General features: G+C 73.6%; 15 protein-coding genes. 10 read left to right on the forward strand and 5 right to left on the reverse strand.

From position 1 onward, the window contains the following. Nucleotides 1–110: 110 nt before the first annotated feature. The gene (locus ACZ7LK_RS03930) at nt 111–1,907 is read right to left on the reverse strand and encodes an AMP-dependent synthetase/ligase (protein ID WP_469465115.1); all 1,797 of its coding nucleotides are present in this window, start codon (nt 1,905–1,907) and stop codon (nt 111–113) included. 268 nt (nt 1,908–2,175) lie between these two features. Between ACZ7LK_RS03930 and ACZ7LK_RS03935 the strand changes: the two genes are divergently transcribed. The 6 genes from ACZ7LK_RS03935 to ACZ7LK_RS03960 all read left to right on the forward strand — a co-directional run bounded on the left by ACZ7LK_RS03935 (nt 2,176) and on the right by ACZ7LK_RS03960 (nt 7,012). Beyond that, entirely contained in the window at nt 2,176–2,943 is a 768-nt protein-coding gene (locus ACZ7LK_RS03935; RefSeq protein WP_392276416.1) for a metallophosphoesterase family protein, read from the forward strand. A 64-nt stretch (nt 2,944–3,007) separates the two neighbouring features. Further along, nucleotides 3,008–3,451 carry an SRPBCC family protein gene (locus tag ACZ7LK_RS03940; protein WP_392276126.1) on the forward strand — a complete coding sequence of 148 codons (444 nt, stop codon included), beginning with the start codon at nt 3,008–3,010 and terminating at the stop codon, nt 3,449–3,451. A 58-nt stretch (nt 3,452–3,509) separates the two neighbouring features. After that, nucleotides 3,510–4,682: an ArsA family ATPase gene (locus ACZ7LK_RS03945; RefSeq protein WP_392276127.1), complete on the forward strand. Its 1,173-nt coding sequence runs from the start codon at nt 3,510–3,512 to the stop codon at nt 4,680–4,682. A 38-nt stretch (nt 4,683–4,720) separates the two neighbouring features. Then, nucleotides 4,721–5,185 carry a DUF5304 domain-containing protein gene (locus ACZ7LK_RS03950; RefSeq protein ID WP_469465106.1) on the forward strand — a complete coding sequence of 155 codons (465 nt, stop codon included), beginning with the start codon at nt 4,721–4,723 and terminating at the stop codon, nt 5,183–5,185. 50 nt (nt 5,186–5,235) lie between these two features. Further along, a complete protein-coding gene (locus ACZ7LK_RS03955; RefSeq protein ID WP_392276129.1) occupies nt 5,236–6,177 on the forward strand; it encodes an ROK family glucokinase in 942 nt (313 codons plus the stop codon). A gap of 73 nt (nt 6,178–6,250) precedes the next feature. Next, nucleotides 6,251–7,012, forward strand: a complete 762-nt coding sequence (locus tag ACZ7LK_RS03960) for an endonuclease/exonuclease/phosphatase family protein (RefSeq protein ID WP_471138251.1) — start codon at nt 6,251–6,253, stop codon at nt 7,010–7,012. 18 nt (nt 7,013–7,030) lie between these two features. On the opposite strand, the gene ACZ7LK_RS03965 is transcribed toward ACZ7LK_RS03960, so the two are convergent. Then, the gene (locus ACZ7LK_RS03965) at nt 7,031–7,594 is read right to left on the reverse strand and encodes a hypothetical protein (protein WP_392276131.1); all 564 of its coding nucleotides are present in this window, start codon (nt 7,592–7,594) and stop codon (nt 7,031–7,033) included. Further along, nucleotides 7,587–8,393 carry an alpha/beta hydrolase gene (locus ACZ7LK_RS03970; protein WP_392276132.1) on the reverse strand — a complete coding sequence of 269 codons (807 nt, stop codon included), beginning with the start codon at nt 8,391–8,393 and terminating at the stop codon, nt 7,587–7,589. Before ACZ7LK_RS03970 ends, ACZ7LK_RS03965 begins: the two co-directional genes overlap by 8 nt. Nucleotides 8,394–8,575: 182 nt before the next feature. On the opposite strand from ACZ7LK_RS03970, the gene ACZ7LK_RS03975 reads away from it, so the two are divergent. The 4 genes from ACZ7LK_RS03975 (at nt 8,576) to ACZ7LK_RS03990 (ending at nt 12,722) form a co-directional block, all read left to right on the forward strand. Beyond that, nucleotides 8,576–9,337, forward strand: coding sequence for a lysophospholipid acyltransferase family protein (locus ACZ7LK_RS03975; RefSeq protein ID WP_392276417.1), 762 nt, complete (start codon nt 8,576–8,578; stop codon nt 9,335–9,337). A 38-nt stretch (nt 9,338–9,375) separates the two neighbouring features. Further along, on the forward strand, nt 9,376–10,581 hold the full coding sequence (gene macS / locus ACZ7LK_RS03980; protein ID WP_392276133.1) for a MacS family sensor histidine kinase: 1,206 nt from the start codon (nt 9,376–9,378) through the stop codon (nt 10,579–10,581). After that, on the forward strand, nt 10,578–11,249 hold the full coding sequence (locus ACZ7LK_RS03985) for a response regulator (protein WP_392276134.1): 672 nt from the start codon (nt 10,578–10,580) through the stop codon (nt 11,247–11,249). The genes macS and ACZ7LK_RS03985 overlap by 4 nt, the downstream gene beginning before the upstream one ends. A 459-nt stretch (nt 11,250–11,708) precedes the next feature. After that, nucleotides 11,709–12,722 carry a 2-hydroxyacid dehydrogenase gene (locus tag ACZ7LK_RS03990; RefSeq protein WP_471138255.1) on the forward strand — a complete coding sequence of 338 codons (1,014 nt, stop codon included), beginning with the start codon at nt 11,709–11,711 and terminating at the stop codon, nt 12,720–12,722. On the opposite strand, the gene ACZ7LK_RS03995 is transcribed toward ACZ7LK_RS03990, so the two are convergent. Both ACZ7LK_RS03995 and ACZ7LK_RS04000 read right to left on the reverse strand, forming a co-directional pair. Continuing rightward, complete coding sequence (locus ACZ7LK_RS03995; RefSeq protein ID WP_471138623.1) at nt 12,709–14,580, reverse strand: anthranilate synthase family protein; 1,872 nt, start codon at nt 14,578–14,580, stop codon at nt 12,709–12,711. The genes ACZ7LK_RS03990 and ACZ7LK_RS03995 overlap by 14 nt on opposite strands. A gap of 127 nt (nt 14,581–14,707) precedes the next feature. Then, on the reverse strand, nt 14,708–14,764 hold the full coding sequence (locus tag ACZ7LK_RS04000; RefSeq protein ID WP_078493144.1) for a trp operon leader peptide: 57 nt from the start codon (nt 14,762–14,764) through the stop codon (nt 14,708–14,710). Between the last annotated feature and the right edge of the window lie 37 nt (nt 14,765–14,801).

Below are 14,801 nucleotides of genomic sequence, written 5' to 3' on the forward strand. Positions count from 1 at the left end.
TTCACCGGTGCGCCCAGGGCGTGGAGGCACCGGCCCGGCTCAGGGCCCGTGATGCGGGCACCCCGCGGCTCCCGCGGGTCCAGGGACCGGGCCGGTGCCGTCGCCGACGCTCAGGCGCGGTAGATCGCCTCGATCTCGTCCGCGAAGTCCTTGGCCACCACATTGCGCTTCAGCTTCAGCGACGGCGTGATGTGACCGGCCTCCTCCGTGAACTGGGAGGTGAGGATGCGGAATTTCCGCACCGATTCCGCCTTGGAGACCGCCGCGTTCCCGTCGTCCACCGCCCGCTGCACCTCCGCCAGCAGCTCCGGGTCCTCGCGCAGCGACGCCGCCGTGGAACCGGCCGGCTTGCCGTGCTCGGCGGCCCAGCGGCCCAGGAACTCCTCGTCGATGGTGACCAGCGCGCCCACGAACGGGCGGCCGTCGCCCACCACCATGCACTCCGCGACCAGCGCGTTGGCGCGGATGCGGTCCTCGATCACCGCCGGGGCGACGTTCTTGCCGCCCGCGGTGACCAGGATCTCCTTCTTCCGGCCCGTGATGGCCAGGTAGCCGTCCTCGTCCAGGGTGCCGATGTCGCCGGTGTGGAACCAGCCGTCGGCCAGCGCCTCGGCGGACGCCGACTCGTTCCCCCAGTAGCCCGAGAAGACGTGCTCGCCGTGGACCAGGACCTCGCCGTCGTCGGCGATCCGCAGCACCGAGCCCGGCAGCGGCTGCCCCACGGTGCCGATCTTCGGACGGTCGTACGGGTTGAACGCGGTCGCCGCGCACGTCTCCGTCAGGCCGTAGCCCTCCAGGACGGTCAGCCCGATGCCCCGGTAGAAGTGGCCCAGGCGCTCGCCCAGCGGGGCACCGCCGGAGATGGCCGCCTCGCAGCGCCCGCCCAGGACCGCGCGCAGCTTGCCGTACACCAGCTTGTCGAAGACGAAGTGCTTGACCTTCAGGCCCAGCGAGGGTCCCTCGGGGGTGGCGGTGGCGCGGCTGTAGTCGATGGCCGTCTGCGCCGCCTTGTCGAAGATCTTGCCCTTGCCCTCCGCCTGGGCCTTGGCCCGCGCGGAGTTGTAGACCTTCTCGAAGACGCGCGGCACGCCCAGGATCAGGGTCGGCTTGAAGGCGGCGAGCTCGTCGGTGAGTTCCTTGATGTCCGGTACGCAGCCCAGGCGGATCGGCGCCAGGACGGACCCGACCTCGACCAGCCGCCCGAAGACGTGCGCGGCGGGCAGGAACAGCAGCGCCGAGCACTCCCCGGTGCGGAACAGCGGCTTGAGCCGCTCGACGACGTTGCCGCACTCGGCGAAGAAGTTCCGGTGCGTCAGCACACAGCCCTTGGGGCGGCCCGTGGTGCCCGAGGTGTAGACGATCGTCGCGATGTCGTCGGCCTTGGCGGTCGAGGTCGCCTCGTCGACGGCCTCGTCCGTCACACCGGCCCCGGCGGCGGTCAGTTCGTCGATCGCGCCCTCGTCCAGGCGCCACACGTGCCGCAGCTCCGGCAGGGCGTCGCGTACGGACTCCACCGCCGCGGCGTGCGCAGCGGTCTCCACGACCACCGCGACCGCGCCGGAGTCGCCCAGGATCCACTGCACCTGCTCGGCGGAGCTGGTCTCGTACACCGGCACCGTCACCGCGCCGGCGCTCCAGATCGCGAAGTCCATCTGCACCCACTCGTAGCGGGTGCGGGAGATCAGGGCGACCCGGTCACCGGGGCGCACGCCCCGGGCGATCAGACCCTTGGCGGCGGCCCGGACCTCGGCCAGGAACTGGGTGGCGGTGACGTCCGTCCACGCACCGGCGACCTTGCGGCCCATCACGGCGACATCTGGGTGCTGAGCGGCATTGCGGCGGATGAGATCCGTCAGGTTGCCGTCCGTGGGGACCTCGTACAGGGCCGGAAGGCTGAACTCGCGCAAGACTGCTGCTCCTCATCGGGCGCCGGCGCCACGGCTCTGTGTGATGCACCGGTTGCGGTCCAAGATCGGGCACGTGCTCAGTGGGGGTGAGCACGACTGGACTGCCCGGACGTTACCCACCAGTACTCGGTTGGGGATAGGGGCGCTGGCCAGATGTTCGCTGCGTCACACGTATGTGGCGGTGCTTCGGGCACAGTAGTCCAGACCAGCGACGACGTGGAAACAACCGCAGGTCCGACGGCGCCTAGGGTGGGTGGTCATGCGAGGCATGAGGGTCAACGTGATCAGCGACGTGCACGGGAACGCCGAGGCCCTGGCCGCGGCCGGGGAGGGCGCCGATGCCCTGATATGCCTCGGTGACCTGGTGCTCTTCCTCGACTACCACGACCACTCACGGGGCATCTTCCCGGAGCTCTTCGGCGCGGAGAACGCCGGCCGCCTGGTGGAGCTGCGCACCGCCCGGCGCTTCGAGGAGGCCCGGGACTTCGGCCGCCGGCTGTGGGCGGACCTCGACGTGGACCGCGAGACCGCCATCGAGGCGGCGGTCCGCCGCCAGTACGCCGCGATGTTCGCCGCCTTCCCCACCCCCACCTACGCCACCTACGGCAACGTGGACGTCCCCACCCTGTGGCCCGAGTACGCGCGCCCCGGCACCACCGTGCTGGACGGCCAGCGCCTGGAGCTGGGCGGGCTCGTCTTCGGCTTCGTGGGCGGCGGCCTGCGCACCCCGATGCGCACCCCGTACGAGATCTCCGACGAGGAATACGCCGCCAAGGTCGAGGCCCTCGGCGAGGTCGACGTGCTGTGCACGCACATCCCGCCGGACGTGCCGGAGCTCACCTACGACACGGTCGCCCGCCGCTTCGAACGCGGCAGCCGCGCCCTGCTGGCCGCGATCCGGCGGACGAGGCCCCGCTACGCCCTGTTCGGCCACGTCCACCAGCCGCTGGCGCGGCGGATGCGGGTCGGGGCGACCGAGTGCGTGAACGTGGGACATTTCGCGGCGACCGGGAGGCCCTGGGCCCTGGAATGGTGAGTCACACCCACGCGATAGCCTTCACCCCACAGGGAATCGGTACCGCACTGGAGGAGCCACGGCGATGGCGGAACACACCAGCTCGAGCATTGAGATCGAGGCGGCACCGGCCGACGTCATGGGAGTGATCGCCGACTTCGCCCGCTACCCGGAGTGGACGGGCGAGGTGAAGGAGGCGGAGGTCCTGGAGAAGGACGCCGCCGGCCGCGCCGAGAAGGTCCGCCTGCTGCTGGACGCCGGCGCGATCAAGGACGACCACACCCTGGCGTACACCTGGACCGGCGACCACGAGGTGGGCTGGACGCTGGTCAAGTCCCAGATGCTCCGCGCCCTGGACGGCTCCTACCGCCTCCGGCCGCTGGAGGGCGGGGCCCGCACCGAGGTGACGTACCAGCTCACCGTGGACGTCAAGATCCCCATGCTGGGCATGATCAAGCGCAAGGCCGAGAAGGTCATCATCGACCGGGCGCTCGCGGGCCTGAAGAAGCGCGTCGAGTCCACCGTCTGACGGCACCCCCGGGCCCGGGGGACGGACGGCCCGCCTCCGGGCAGTAGCGTGTCCGGGCATGCGCACCATCCTGGTCACCGGCCCCGGCGGCGCCGGGCGTACGACCGTCGCCGCCGCGACCGCCCTCGGCGCCGCCCGGCGCGGGCGGCGGGTCCTGCTCCTCACCACCGACCGGGCGCTGCCCGGCACCTGGTTCACCGGCGACGACCGCCCGGTCGTGCGCCACGTCGACTCCGGCGCCCACTTCCGCGCCGAGGTGCTCGCCTTCCAGGAGCGGGCCGCCCCCGCCCTCGCGCTGCTGGGCGCCGCGCCGCTCGCCGGCGAGGAGCTCACCGAGCTGCCCGGCAGCGACCGGTTCGCCCTGCTGCGGGCCCTCGGGGACGCCGCCGCCGGGGACTGGGACCTCGTGGTGGCCGACCTGCCGCCCCTCCCCGACGCCGTCGCCGTACTCGCCCTGCCCGAGCAACTGCGCCGCTACCTGCGCCGCCTCCTGCCGCGCGAACGCCAGGCGGCCCGCGCGCTGCGGCCCGTGCTCGCCCAGCTCGCCGGCGTCCCCATGCCGGCGGAGTGGCTGTACGAGACCGCCGCCCGCTGGGACACGGAACTGGCCGCCGTCCAGGCCATGACCGAGGCCCCGTCGACCACCGTCCGGCTGGTCGCCGAACCGGGCCCGGCCACCGCCGCCGCCCTCCGCACCGCCCGCGCCGGGCTGGCCCTGCACCGCCTCGCCGTGGAACCCGTGATCGCCAACCGGCTGCTGCCCACCACGTCCCCCGACCCCTGGCTCTCCGGCCTCGCCGCCCAGCAGCAGGCGCACCTCAAGGCGCTGGTCGAGGCCCTGGAAGAGGCCCCCGACGGGGCGCCGGACGGCACACCGGACCGGCCGCGCGAGCTGCCGCACCTCGGGCGCGACCCCCGCACCGACGACGACCTGGCCCTCCTGGAGCCGCCCACGGCGCCGACGGCCCCCGCGCCGGAATGGACCGTGGAGGACCGCCGCACGCCCGACGGCGTCCTGGTCTGGCGCATCCCGCTGCCAGGCGCCGCCAAACCCGACCTCGGCCTGGTGCGCCGCGGCGACGAACTGGTACTGACGGCCGGGCCGTTCCGCCGCGTCGTGCCCCTGCCGTCCGCGCTGCGCCGCTGCACCGTCTCCGGGGCCGCCCTCGACGGCGGCGTGCTGAGCGTCCGCTTCGCACCCGACCCGGATTTGTGGCCCCGTACGCGGTAACGTCGGGAGTACCACCCACGCTGCCGCAGGAGAACGCCATGAGCGATGCCACCCAGCATCCCGACGCCGACGCCTGGGCGAAGGCCTGCGCCGAGGACCTGGCGGCCGAGAAGGCCCGCCGTCGCGGCACCGAGGACCCGCCGCCCGGCAGCGCCGCCGAGGAGCTGCGCAAGCTCGTCGACGCGGTCGCCGACAAGGTCGCCTCGCTGCGCACCCCGCTGCTCGGCATGGGCGCCCAGGGCGCCGTGCAGCAGCTCGTCAGCCAGGCCAAGGCCGCCGTCGAGCCGGTCATCGAGCGCAACCCGCAGGTCTTCGACCATCTCGCGGCCGCCGGCAACGAACTGCTCGCCGCCTACCGCTCGGCCGTCGAGGGCCAGGAGCGCCGCTGGACCCGCGGACCGGACACCCCCGGGCCGCCCACCCGCGGGTCCGACACCCCTTCCGCGGACGGGAGGAAGGACGACGGCGGTCCTGATCCCACCGAGCACATCGACCTCGACTGACACCGGGTACGGTGGGCCGTAGCGGGGCTCGACCGAAAACTGAGGGACACATGGGACTCACCATCGGCGTCGACATCGGCGGCACGAAGATCGCGGCCGGAGTGGTCGACGAAGAGGGCACGATCCTCGACACCCACAAGGTGCCCACCCCGCCGACCGCCGAAGGCATCGTCGACGCGATCTGCGCGGCAGTCTCCGAGGCCGGCAGGGGCCACGACATCGAGGCGGTCGGCATCGGCGCCGCCGGGTACGTCGACGACAAGCGCGCCACGGTCCTCTTCGCGCCGAACATCCAGTGGCGGCACGAGCCGCTGAAGGACAAGGTCGAACAGCGCGTCGGCCTCCCGGTGGTCGTGGAGAACGACGCCAACGCCGCGGCCTGGGGCGAGTACAAGTTCGGTGCGGGCAAGGGCCACGAGGACGTCATCTGCATCACGCTGGGCACCGGCCTCGGCGGCGGCATCATCATCGGCAACAAGCTGCGGCGCGGCCGCTTCGGCGTGGCCGCCGAGTTCGGCCACATCCGGGTCGTCCCCGACGGCCTGCTGTGCGGGTGCGGCAGCCAGGGCTGCTGGGAGCAGTACGCCTCCGGGCGCGCCCTCGTGCGGTACGCCAGGCAGCGCGCCAACGCCACCCCGGAGAACGCCACGATCCTGCTGGGCCTCGGGGACGGCACCCCCGCCGGCATCGAGGGCAAGCACATCTCCGAGGCCGCCCGCCAGGGCTGCCCCGTCGCCGTCGACTCCTTCCGCGAGCTGGCCCGCTGGGCCGGCGCGGGCCTCGCCGACCTGGCCTCCCTGTTCGACCCGTCGGCGTTCATCGTCGGCGGCGGCGTCTCGGACGAGGGCGAGCTGGTCCTCGGCCCGATCCGCAAGTCGTTCCGGCGCTGGCTGATCGGCGGCCAGTGGCGGCCGCACGCCCAGGTCCTCGCCGCCCAGCTCGGCGGCAAGGCCGGTCTCGTCGGCGCCGCCGACCTGGCCCGCCAGGGCTGAGCCGCCCCGCCCGTCCGCCGGTGCCCGCCGCGTCCTCGCCCGGATGCGGCGGGCACCGTCATATCGTGCTCGTATGCCGATCACCGAGCTGCCCAACTCGCGCACCGAGCCGGACGGTTCCGCCGTGGTGCGGGTGCTCAGCTACAACGTCCGCTCGCTGCGCGACGACGAGGACGCGCTCGCGCGCGTGATCCGGGCCTGTGCGCCGGACCTGGTCTTCGTCCAGGAGGCGCCCCGCTTCTTCCGCTGGCGCAAGCACGCCGCCCGGCTGGCAGCGAAGAGCGAGCTGCTGGTGCTGAGCGGCGGCGGCACCGCGGCCGGACCGCTGCTGCTGTGCTCGCTGCGGGCCACCGTGGAGCGCACCGAGGACGTCCTGCTGCCGCTCACCCCCGGGCTCCACCGGCGGGGCCTGGCGACCGCGGTCGTACGCGTCGGGGGCGCCAGGCTCGGCGTGCTGAGCTGCCACCTGAGCCTGGAGGCCGGGGAGCGGTACGACCAGGCCGGGATGCTCCTGGACCGGCTGGCCGCCCTCGACGTCCCGCACGCCGTCGCGGCCGGCGACATCAACGACGAGCCCGACGGGCGTGCCTTCCGGCGGCTGGCGGCCGAGCTCCAGGACTGCCGGACCGTCCGGCCCTGGGGCGGCGAGCACACCTGGAACCCCACCGATCCGCACAAGCGGATCGACGCGGTCTTCGCCACCAAGGGCATCGAGGTGCTGGGCTGCGGCGTGCCGCGCCCCGAGGACCTGCCGGGCCTGGACGCCGCCGACCTCCGGGCCGCCACCGACCACCTGCCGGTCCTCGCCGCCCTTCGCGTCCCCGCCGGACCCTAGGGGTGTCCCGCCGAGCGGTCAGACCACCGCCCCGCGGCCCGGGTCGTCGCCCTCCTCGTCGTCGCCGGTGCGCATCCGGGCCACCAGGGTGGCGAAACCGCCCAGGAAGCCGCCGATGCACAGTGTGGTGAGCCACCAGGTCATGTCCCAGCCGAGTATCACCGCCAGCAGCATCAGCACCGGGCCGCCGATGACCCCGAGCCAGGCGAACTTGGCGGTGGCGTCGGCCTCCGGCAGCGGGGGCGGCTCCGGGGGCACGAAGTGGCCCTCGTCGGAGTCGTCGAGGTCACCGGCCCTGGCCTCGGCCACCTCGTAGTCGCGCGGCCCGCCCGGCCCGACGCCCGGGGCGAACACGACGGAGCTGCCGAGCGGCTTGTCCGGCTTGCCGGACTCCGCCGACGGCCCCTCCGGGAGCTCGTTGACGTCGTCCTCCGGCAGCGCCAGGTCCTCGATCGGCTTGAACGGCTTGGCGCCGGGCGGGTCCGCCGGCTCCTCGCCGTACCCGGCGACGATCGCCGCCCAGGCGGCCTCCTCGTCGAACGGCTGCTCGTCCCGCTTGTCGGAGTCGTGCTGCTCAGCCACCGGTCGTGCTCCCTCCCCGGGCCTCCGGCATGGGGGACCCCGTCGTACCCGCTGTCGGAGCGAGCCGGCCGACGAACGCGTGACTCTCCTCGAAGATCCGCTCCGCGTCGTGGTCCAACGTCGCGACGTGGTAGCTCTGTTCCAGCAGAATCTCCGTGACGTCCGTGGAGGAGATCCGGCCGAGGATCCGCGCCGAGTCGGCGGGCGGTACGACATGGTCCTGGGGGCTGTGCAGCAGCAGCACCGGCTGGGTGACCTGCGGGAGCTCCCGGTCCACCAGCCGGAAGAACCGGCGCACCGAATGCGCGGCGTGCAGCGGCACCCGGTCGTAGCCCAGCTCCTTGACGCCCTCCTTGGCGATGTCACTGGCGATGCCGGGCTGCGACGGCACCAGGTGGCGCACGACCGGCAGCGCGTGGGCCGCCAGCCCGTGCACCTTGTTCGCCGGGTTCACCAGCACGATGCCCGCCACCGCGTCGCCGTGCTTGGCGGCGAGCCGCAGCGTCAGCGCGCCGCCCATGGACAGGCCGAAGACGAAGACGCGCCGGCACCGCTCCAGCAGGGCGCGCAGCTCTCGGTCCACCTCCGCGTACCAGTCCTGCCAGCCGGTGACCTGCATGTCCTGCCAGCGCGTGCCGTGCCCGGGCAGCAGCGGGAGCGACACGGTCAGGCCGCGCTCGGCCAGGTATTCGGCCCAGGGGCGCAGCGACTGCGGCGAACCGGTGAAGCCGTGACAGAGCAGCACGCCGACCTCTCCGCCTTCGTGGCGGTACGGCTCGGCTCCAGGGAGGACCGGCACCGGGGTCTCCTGTTCGGGGGTTCGATGGGTCTCGGGAAGGTGTACTTCACCGTACGCGACCGGGCTGACACCGACCAGATCCGTCGCCGTCCCCGCGTGACCGCGGGCGGGAGCGGGGGCGCCACTCGGGTTAAGGTCTGATCGACGGAACACAGGAGGCATTCGAGTTGATCTACGGCGCAATGAAGTTCTCCATCGGAGGGTCGCTGAAGCTCGCCTTCCGGCCCTGGGTGGAGGGCCTGGAGAACATTCCCGCCGAGGGGCCGGCGATCCTCGCGAGCAACCACCTCTCCTTCTCCGACTCCTTCTTCCTGCCGGCGGTCCTGGACCGCAAGGTGACCTTCATCGCCAAGGCCGAGTACTTCACCTCGCCCGGCCTGAAGGGCAAGCTCACCGCCGCGTTCTTCAAGGGCGTGGGCCAGCTCCCGGTGGACCGCTCGGGCGCGCGCGGCGCGGGAGAGGCCGCGATCAGGAGCGGGATCGAGGTCATCGAGCGCGGTGAGCTCTTCGGCATCTACCCGGAGGGCACCCGGTCGCCGGACGGCCGGCTCTACCGGGGCAAGCCGGGCGGCCTCGCGCGCGTGGCGCTGGCCACCGGCGCGCCGGTGATCCCCGTCGCCATGATCGACACCGAGAAGATCCAGCCGCCCGGGAAGGTCGTCCCCAAGCTGATGCGCCCGGGGATCCGGATCGGCAAGCCCCTGGACTTCAGCCGCTACCAGGGCATGGACGGCGACCGCTTCATCCTCCGCTCGGTCACCGACGAGGTGATGTACGAGATCATGAAGCTCTCCGGCCAGGAGTACGTCGACATCTACGCCACGGCGGCCAAGCGCCGGATCGCCGACGCGGAGAAGGCCGCCAAGGAAGCGGCCAGGGAGGCCGCCAAGGAGGCCTCCAAGGAAGCGGCGAAGGCCGGGGAACAGCCGGACGCGCGGGCGTAGCCGGCACGTACGGCGTCGTCCGTCCGGGGGTGGGGGAGTTGGCCAAGCGCGAGCGCGTCGTCCGTATGTCCGTGGAGCAGCCGCTGTGGCGGGCGCTGACCGCGTACCGCGTCCTCACCATGGGGTACGCGGTGCTCCTGTTCGTCTTCACCCGCGACACGTTCGAGCGGCCCTGGGTCGCCGTCGCGTTCCTCGCCGTGATGTCCGTCTGGACCCTCGCCACCCTGCCCAAGGTGGCCGGGGCCGCCGGCTGCACCAAGCGCTTCCTGGTCGCCGACCTCACCGTGGCGCTCACCGGCATCCTGCTGACCCCGCTCGCCGACGCGGACGCCCAGTCGTTCGACGGGCCGACGCTGCCGAGCATCTGGACGGCGGGTTCCGTCCTCGCGTACGCCATCAAGGGCGGCTGGCGCTGGGCCGCGTTCGCCTCGTCCCTGGTCGCGGTCGCCAACATCGTCGAGCGGGGCGACCCCAGCCGGGACACCCTGCACAACGTGCTGCTGGTGTGGGTCGCCTCCATAGCGATCGGTTACGTGGTCGAGGTGGCCCGTGCCTCCGAACGCACCCTCGCGCGGGCCCTGGAGATCGAGGCCGCCACCCGCGAGCGCGAGCGGCTGGCCCGCGACATCCACGACTCCGTCCTCCAGGTGCTGGCCATGGTCCAGCGCCGGGGCACCGCCCTGGGCGGCGAGGCCGCCGAACTGGGCCGGATGGCGGGGGAGCAGGAGGTCGCGCTGCGCACCCTGGTCGCGGGCGGGCTGACCCGCACCTCCCACGTCTCGGAGGACGAGTCGCTGGGCGCCGTGGTCCGCGAGGTCGACGAACCGGACGACGGCCCGGCCGACCTGCGCGGCCTGCTCGCCCCGCACGCGTGCGGCCGGATCACGTTCTCCGAACCGGGCGCTCCGGTGCTGCTGGCGCCCGCGGCGGCGAAGGAGCTGGCCGCCGCCGTCGGTGCCGCCCTGGACAACGTCCGGAGGCACGCGGGCGAGGACGCCAGGGCCTGGATCCTGGTGGAGGACTGGCCGGACGAGGTCGTCGTGACGGTCCGGGACGACGGGCCGGGCATCCCGGAGGGGCGTCTCGCGCAGGCGGAGGGCGAGGGCCGGCTCGGGGTCGCCCAGTCCATCCGGGGCAGGCTGCGGGACCTGGGCGGCACGGCGGAGCTGGTATCGGTGCCCGGGCAGGGCACGGAAGTCGAACTGAAGGTCCCGAGGGTTCCACGGGGGAAGGCGGACACATGAGCGAGCGGCAGATCAAGGTGATGGTGGTCGACGACCACCCGATGTGGCGGGACGCGGTCGCCCGCGACCTGGCGGAGGCCGGGTTCGACGTGGTCGCCACCGCCGGCGACGGCGAGCAGGCCGTACGCCGGGCCCGGGCCACCGGCCCCGACGTGCTCGTCCTCGACCTGAACCTGCCGGCCAAGCCCGGCGTGCAGGTCTGCAAGGAGCTGGTCGGCGCCGACCCGGCCCTGCGGGTGCTGGTGCTGTCCGCGAGCGGCGAGCACGCCGACGTCCTGGAAGCGGTGAAGTCCGGCGCGACCGGGTACCTCCTGAAGTCGGCCAGTACGGAGGAACTGCTCGACGCGGTGCGCCGGACGGCGGCCGGCGACCCGGTCTTCACGCCCGGCCTGGCCGGCCTGGTCCTCGGCGAGTACCGCCGCCTGGCCTCCGAGCCGCTGCCCACCGCCGGCCCGGACGACCCCAAGGCCCCGCGGCTCACCGACCGCGAGACGGAGGTGCTCCGGCTGGTCGCCAAGGGCCTGAGCTACAAGCAGATCGCCGAGCGCCTGGTGATCTCGCACCGCACCGTCCAGAACCACGTGCAGAACACCCTCGGCAAGCTCCAGCTCCACAACCGCGTCGAGCTGGTGCGCTACGCCATAGAACGCGGCCTGGACGACGCCTAGGGCGTGTGTCGAAAGTCCCGTCTGGCCGGGAACGCCCGGCACGCCCGCTCGCCGCGTTGTCGGTCGTCGGCGCAGCCTGCTGCGCTCTCTCCCCCTGCGCCTGGCGGCGCGGGAGGTGCCCCCACCCTCCGCCTTGCGATCGCACGCACCGGACGCCCCCGGCCCCGCCCTCCGGGCGGACGACGCTACTTTCGAAACACGTCCTAGCGGCCGCCGTTGCACGGCCCGCGGGCCTTCCGGCTCCGGCCCCGGGGAAGCCCCCGGGACCGGGGCCTGCCGTAGGGCCGGGACCCGCCGCCGGGCCGGAGCCGGCCGCCGGGACGGGACGGGCGGCTCGCGGTACCGCGAGGCCGGGCCGGCCGGGGTCCCGGCGGGCCGGTGGGCGCGGCGCGCCGGGGGAGGGGGCCGGGGCGGGGGTAGGGTCGCGCTCGTCCCCCAGCCGTCTCCCTTGGAGAACCCGTGGACATCCTCGCCTTCGGCGTCCAGGCCGACGAGAAGCCGCTCCTCGAAGAGGCCGCCGCCGGACGCCACCGCGTCCGCTGCCTGGACGTGTTCCTCACCGGGGACACCGCCCCCCTCGCCGCCGGCCACGAGGCGATCTCCACCAGTGTGAACGCGGACCTCGACGCCCGCGTGCTGCGCACCCTCGCCGCCGGCGGGACCAGGATGATCGCCCAGCGTTCCACCGGCTTCAACAACATCGACCTGCCCGTCGCCCGGGAGCTCGGCCTCACCGTGGCCCGGGTGTCCTCGTACTCGCCCTACTCCGTCGCGGAGTTCGCGTGGACGCTGGCGATGGCCGTCAACCGCCGGGTCGTCCGGGCCTCGAACCGGACCCGGGACTTCGACTTCCGCCTCGACGGGCTGCTCGGCCGGGACATGCGGGGCCGTACGGCCGGTGTCCTGGGGACCGGCAGGATCGGCGAGGCCTTCACCCGGATCGCCCACGGCTTCGGCATGCGCCTGCTGGGCTGGGACATCGCCCGCAACCCCGCCTGCGAGGAACTGGGCATGACGTACATCGAGAAGGAGGAGCTGTTCGCCCGGGCCGACCTCGTCAGCCTGCACGTCCCGCTCCTCCCCGCGACACGGCACCTCGTCGACGCCGCCGCGCTGGCGTCCATGAAGGACGACGCCGTCCTGGTGAACTCCAGCCGCGGTGGCCTGGTCGACACCCAGGCCCTCGTCGGCGAACTGCGCGCGGGCCGCTTCACCGGCGTCGGCCTGGACGTGTACGAGGCGGAGGCCGGCCTGTTCTACCTCGACAAGTCCCTCGGGGTGGTCGACGACGACACGCTCGCCCGGCTGATGACCTTCCCCAACGTCCTGGTCACCTCCCACCAGGCGTACTACACCCTGGAGGCGGTGACCCAGATCATCGAGACCACGCTGCGCAACGTCACCGACTACGAGGAGGGCCGCCACAGCGAGAATGTCCTCGTGCCGGGGCCCGACGACCTCACCCGGGGCTGACCGCCAGGGCCCGCACCAGGTCCCGGACGATCGACGCCCCGCGCAGCGTCAGCACCGACTCGGGATGGAACTGCACCCCCGCGAAGCCCGGCCCGCGCAGCGCGTGCACCTCGCCGGTCGCCGCGTCACGGCTCACCTCGACGCCCCGCGCGGCCAGCCGGCCGGCCGCCCCGTCGTCGCACCGGGCGGTGAAGCTGTTGTAGAACCCGACCGTCTCCTCCGTACCGAACAGGTCGATCCGCACCTGCGCGCCCTGGAGGGGCACCGCCTTGCGCACGATCGGCAGGCCCAGCTCGGCGGCGATCAGCTCGTGCCCGAGGCACACGCCCAGCAGCCCGTGGCGGTGGCCGCGCACCAGCTCGGCGGTCAGTGCCCGCAGCGCACGCATCTTCGGATCGGCCGCGTCAGCGGGGTCACCGGGGCCGGGCCCCAGCACCACCGGCCCCTCGTGGGAGAGCACCGCTTCGCGCAGCCCCGGCTCGTCGAAGCGGCGGACCGTGACCGCCAGGCCCGAGGAGCGGAGCAGATGGGCGAGCATCGCGGTGAAGGTGTCCTCGCCGTCGACCACCAGGGCGTGGCCGGCCCGCTGCGCCACCGGCTCGCCCATCCGCAGCCAGAACGGCGCCAGATCCGCCCGGCGGGCGTCCAGGGCGGCCCGTACCCGGGGGTCGCCGGCGAGCCTGGGCCGTACGGACTCCTCGCGCGGCCGCCCGGGGCGTACCCCCAGCGCCGCCAGCACGCCCGCCGCCTTGGCGTGCGTCTCGGCGACCTCCCCCGCCGGGTCCGAGTGCCGCACCAGCGTCGCGCCGACCGGGACGCGCAGCTCGCCGTCGGCCGCGATGTCGGCGGTACGGATCAGGATCGGCGAGTCCAGGGTCTGGGCCCCGCCCGGGTCCGTGCCCAGGAGCGCCAGCGCGCCCGCGTAGTAGCCGCGGCCGCCGGTCTCGTGCCGCTCGATGACCCGGCAGGCGTTCTGCACCGGCGAACCGGTGACGGTCGCGGCGAACATCGTCTCGCGCAGCACCTCGCGGACGTCGAGCGAGGAGCGGCCCCGCAGCTCGTACTCGGTGTGCGCCAGGTGCGCCATCTCCCTCAGCCGGGGCCCGACCACCACCCCGCCCATGTCGCCGACCGTGCACATCATCTTCAGTTCCTCGTCCACGACCATGGAGAGCTCGTCGGTCTCCTTGCGGTCGGCGAGGAAGTCCAGCAGGCCCTCGGGCGTCGGTCCGCCGGCCGGGTAGCGGTAGGTGCCGCTGATCGGGTTCATCACGACCGTGCCGCCCGACATCCGGACGTGCACCTCCGGGCTCGCGCCCACCAGGGTGCGCTCCCCGGTGTGGACGACGAAGGTCCAGTACGCCCCGCGCTCACCCGCCAGCAGCCGCCGGAACAGCGCCAGCGCGTCCCGCCGCCCGAACCCCGGGATCCGCCCCCGGTAGGTGCGGCGGACGACGAAGTTCGCCCCCTCGCCGCGCCCGATCTCCTCGTCGACGACCCGGCGCACGACCTCGGCGTACTCCTCGTCGGACACGTCGAAGGCGCCCTCCCCGACGGTCACGTCGTGTGCCGGGAGCCGGGCGAGCGCCGTGGCGAGCGGCAGTTCGTACGCCTCGTCGGCGACCAGCACCGACACCGGCGTGCCGTCGTCGCGGACGTCGAAGCCCCGCTCCCGCAGTTGCCGGAACGGCACGAGGGCCAGGGCCGGGCGGTCCCCGACGGGGAGGTCGGCCAGGCGGTCGGCCTCGTGCACGGCGCCGATCAGCACCTCGACGGTGTCGTGGTCGCGGCCGGGGGTGCGGCGGCGCAGCAGGGCGAAGGGCGGGCAGGAGTCGTCGAGCAGCCGGGAGAGGTCCAGGGGGTCCACGGGGGGTTCCTTCCGGTCGGACGGATCGGGAGAGGATCCGGATGGGGAGGAACGGCCCGTGAAACGGGAGAAGGCCGCCCCTCGGGCGGCCTTCGCGTGTGTTTCGGTGTACGCGCAGTCAGTGGGCCGCCGGATGAGCGGTCCACCACCAGGTGCGGGTCGAGTGCGCGAACATGGGCGGCACCCTACCCCACGGAACGGTGAAAACCTCA

The sequence above is a fragment of the Streptomyces sp. NPDC039423 genome, from assembly GCF_055598725.1.

Bases quoted from the DNA above. Each gene is read 5' to 3' on its own strand.
- ACZ7LK_RS03935 (WP_392276416.1), top strand. From the start codon at position 2,176: ATGAGGGTCAACGTGATCAGCGACGTGCACGGGAACGCCGAGGCCCTG.
- ACZ7LK_RS03940 (WP_392276126.1), top strand. From the start codon at position 3,008: ATGGCGGAACACACCAGCTCGAGCATTGAGATCGAGGCGGCACCGGCC.
- ACZ7LK_RS03945 (WP_392276127.1), top strand. From the start codon at position 3,510: ATGCGCACCATCCTGGTCACCGGCCCCGGCGGCGCCGGGCGTACGACC.
- ACZ7LK_RS03950 (WP_469465106.1), top strand. From the start codon at position 4,721: ATGAGCGATGCCACCCAGCATCCCGACGCCGACGCCTGGGCGAAGGCC.
- ACZ7LK_RS03955 (WP_392276129.1), top strand. From the start codon at position 5,236: ATGGGACTCACCATCGGCGTCGACATCGGCGGCACGAAGATCGCGGCC.
- ACZ7LK_RS03960 (WP_471138251.1), top strand. From the start codon at position 6,251: ATGCCGATCACCGAGCTGCCCAACTCGCGCACCGAGCCGGACGGTTCC.
- ACZ7LK_RS03975 (WP_392276417.1), top strand. From the start codon at position 8,576: ATGAAGTTCTCCATCGGAGGGTCGCTGAAGCTCGCCTTCCGGCCCTGG.
- ACZ7LK_RS03985 (WP_392276134.1), top strand. From the start codon at position 10,578: ATGAGCGAGCGGCAGATCAAGGTGATGGTGGTCGACGACCACCCGATG.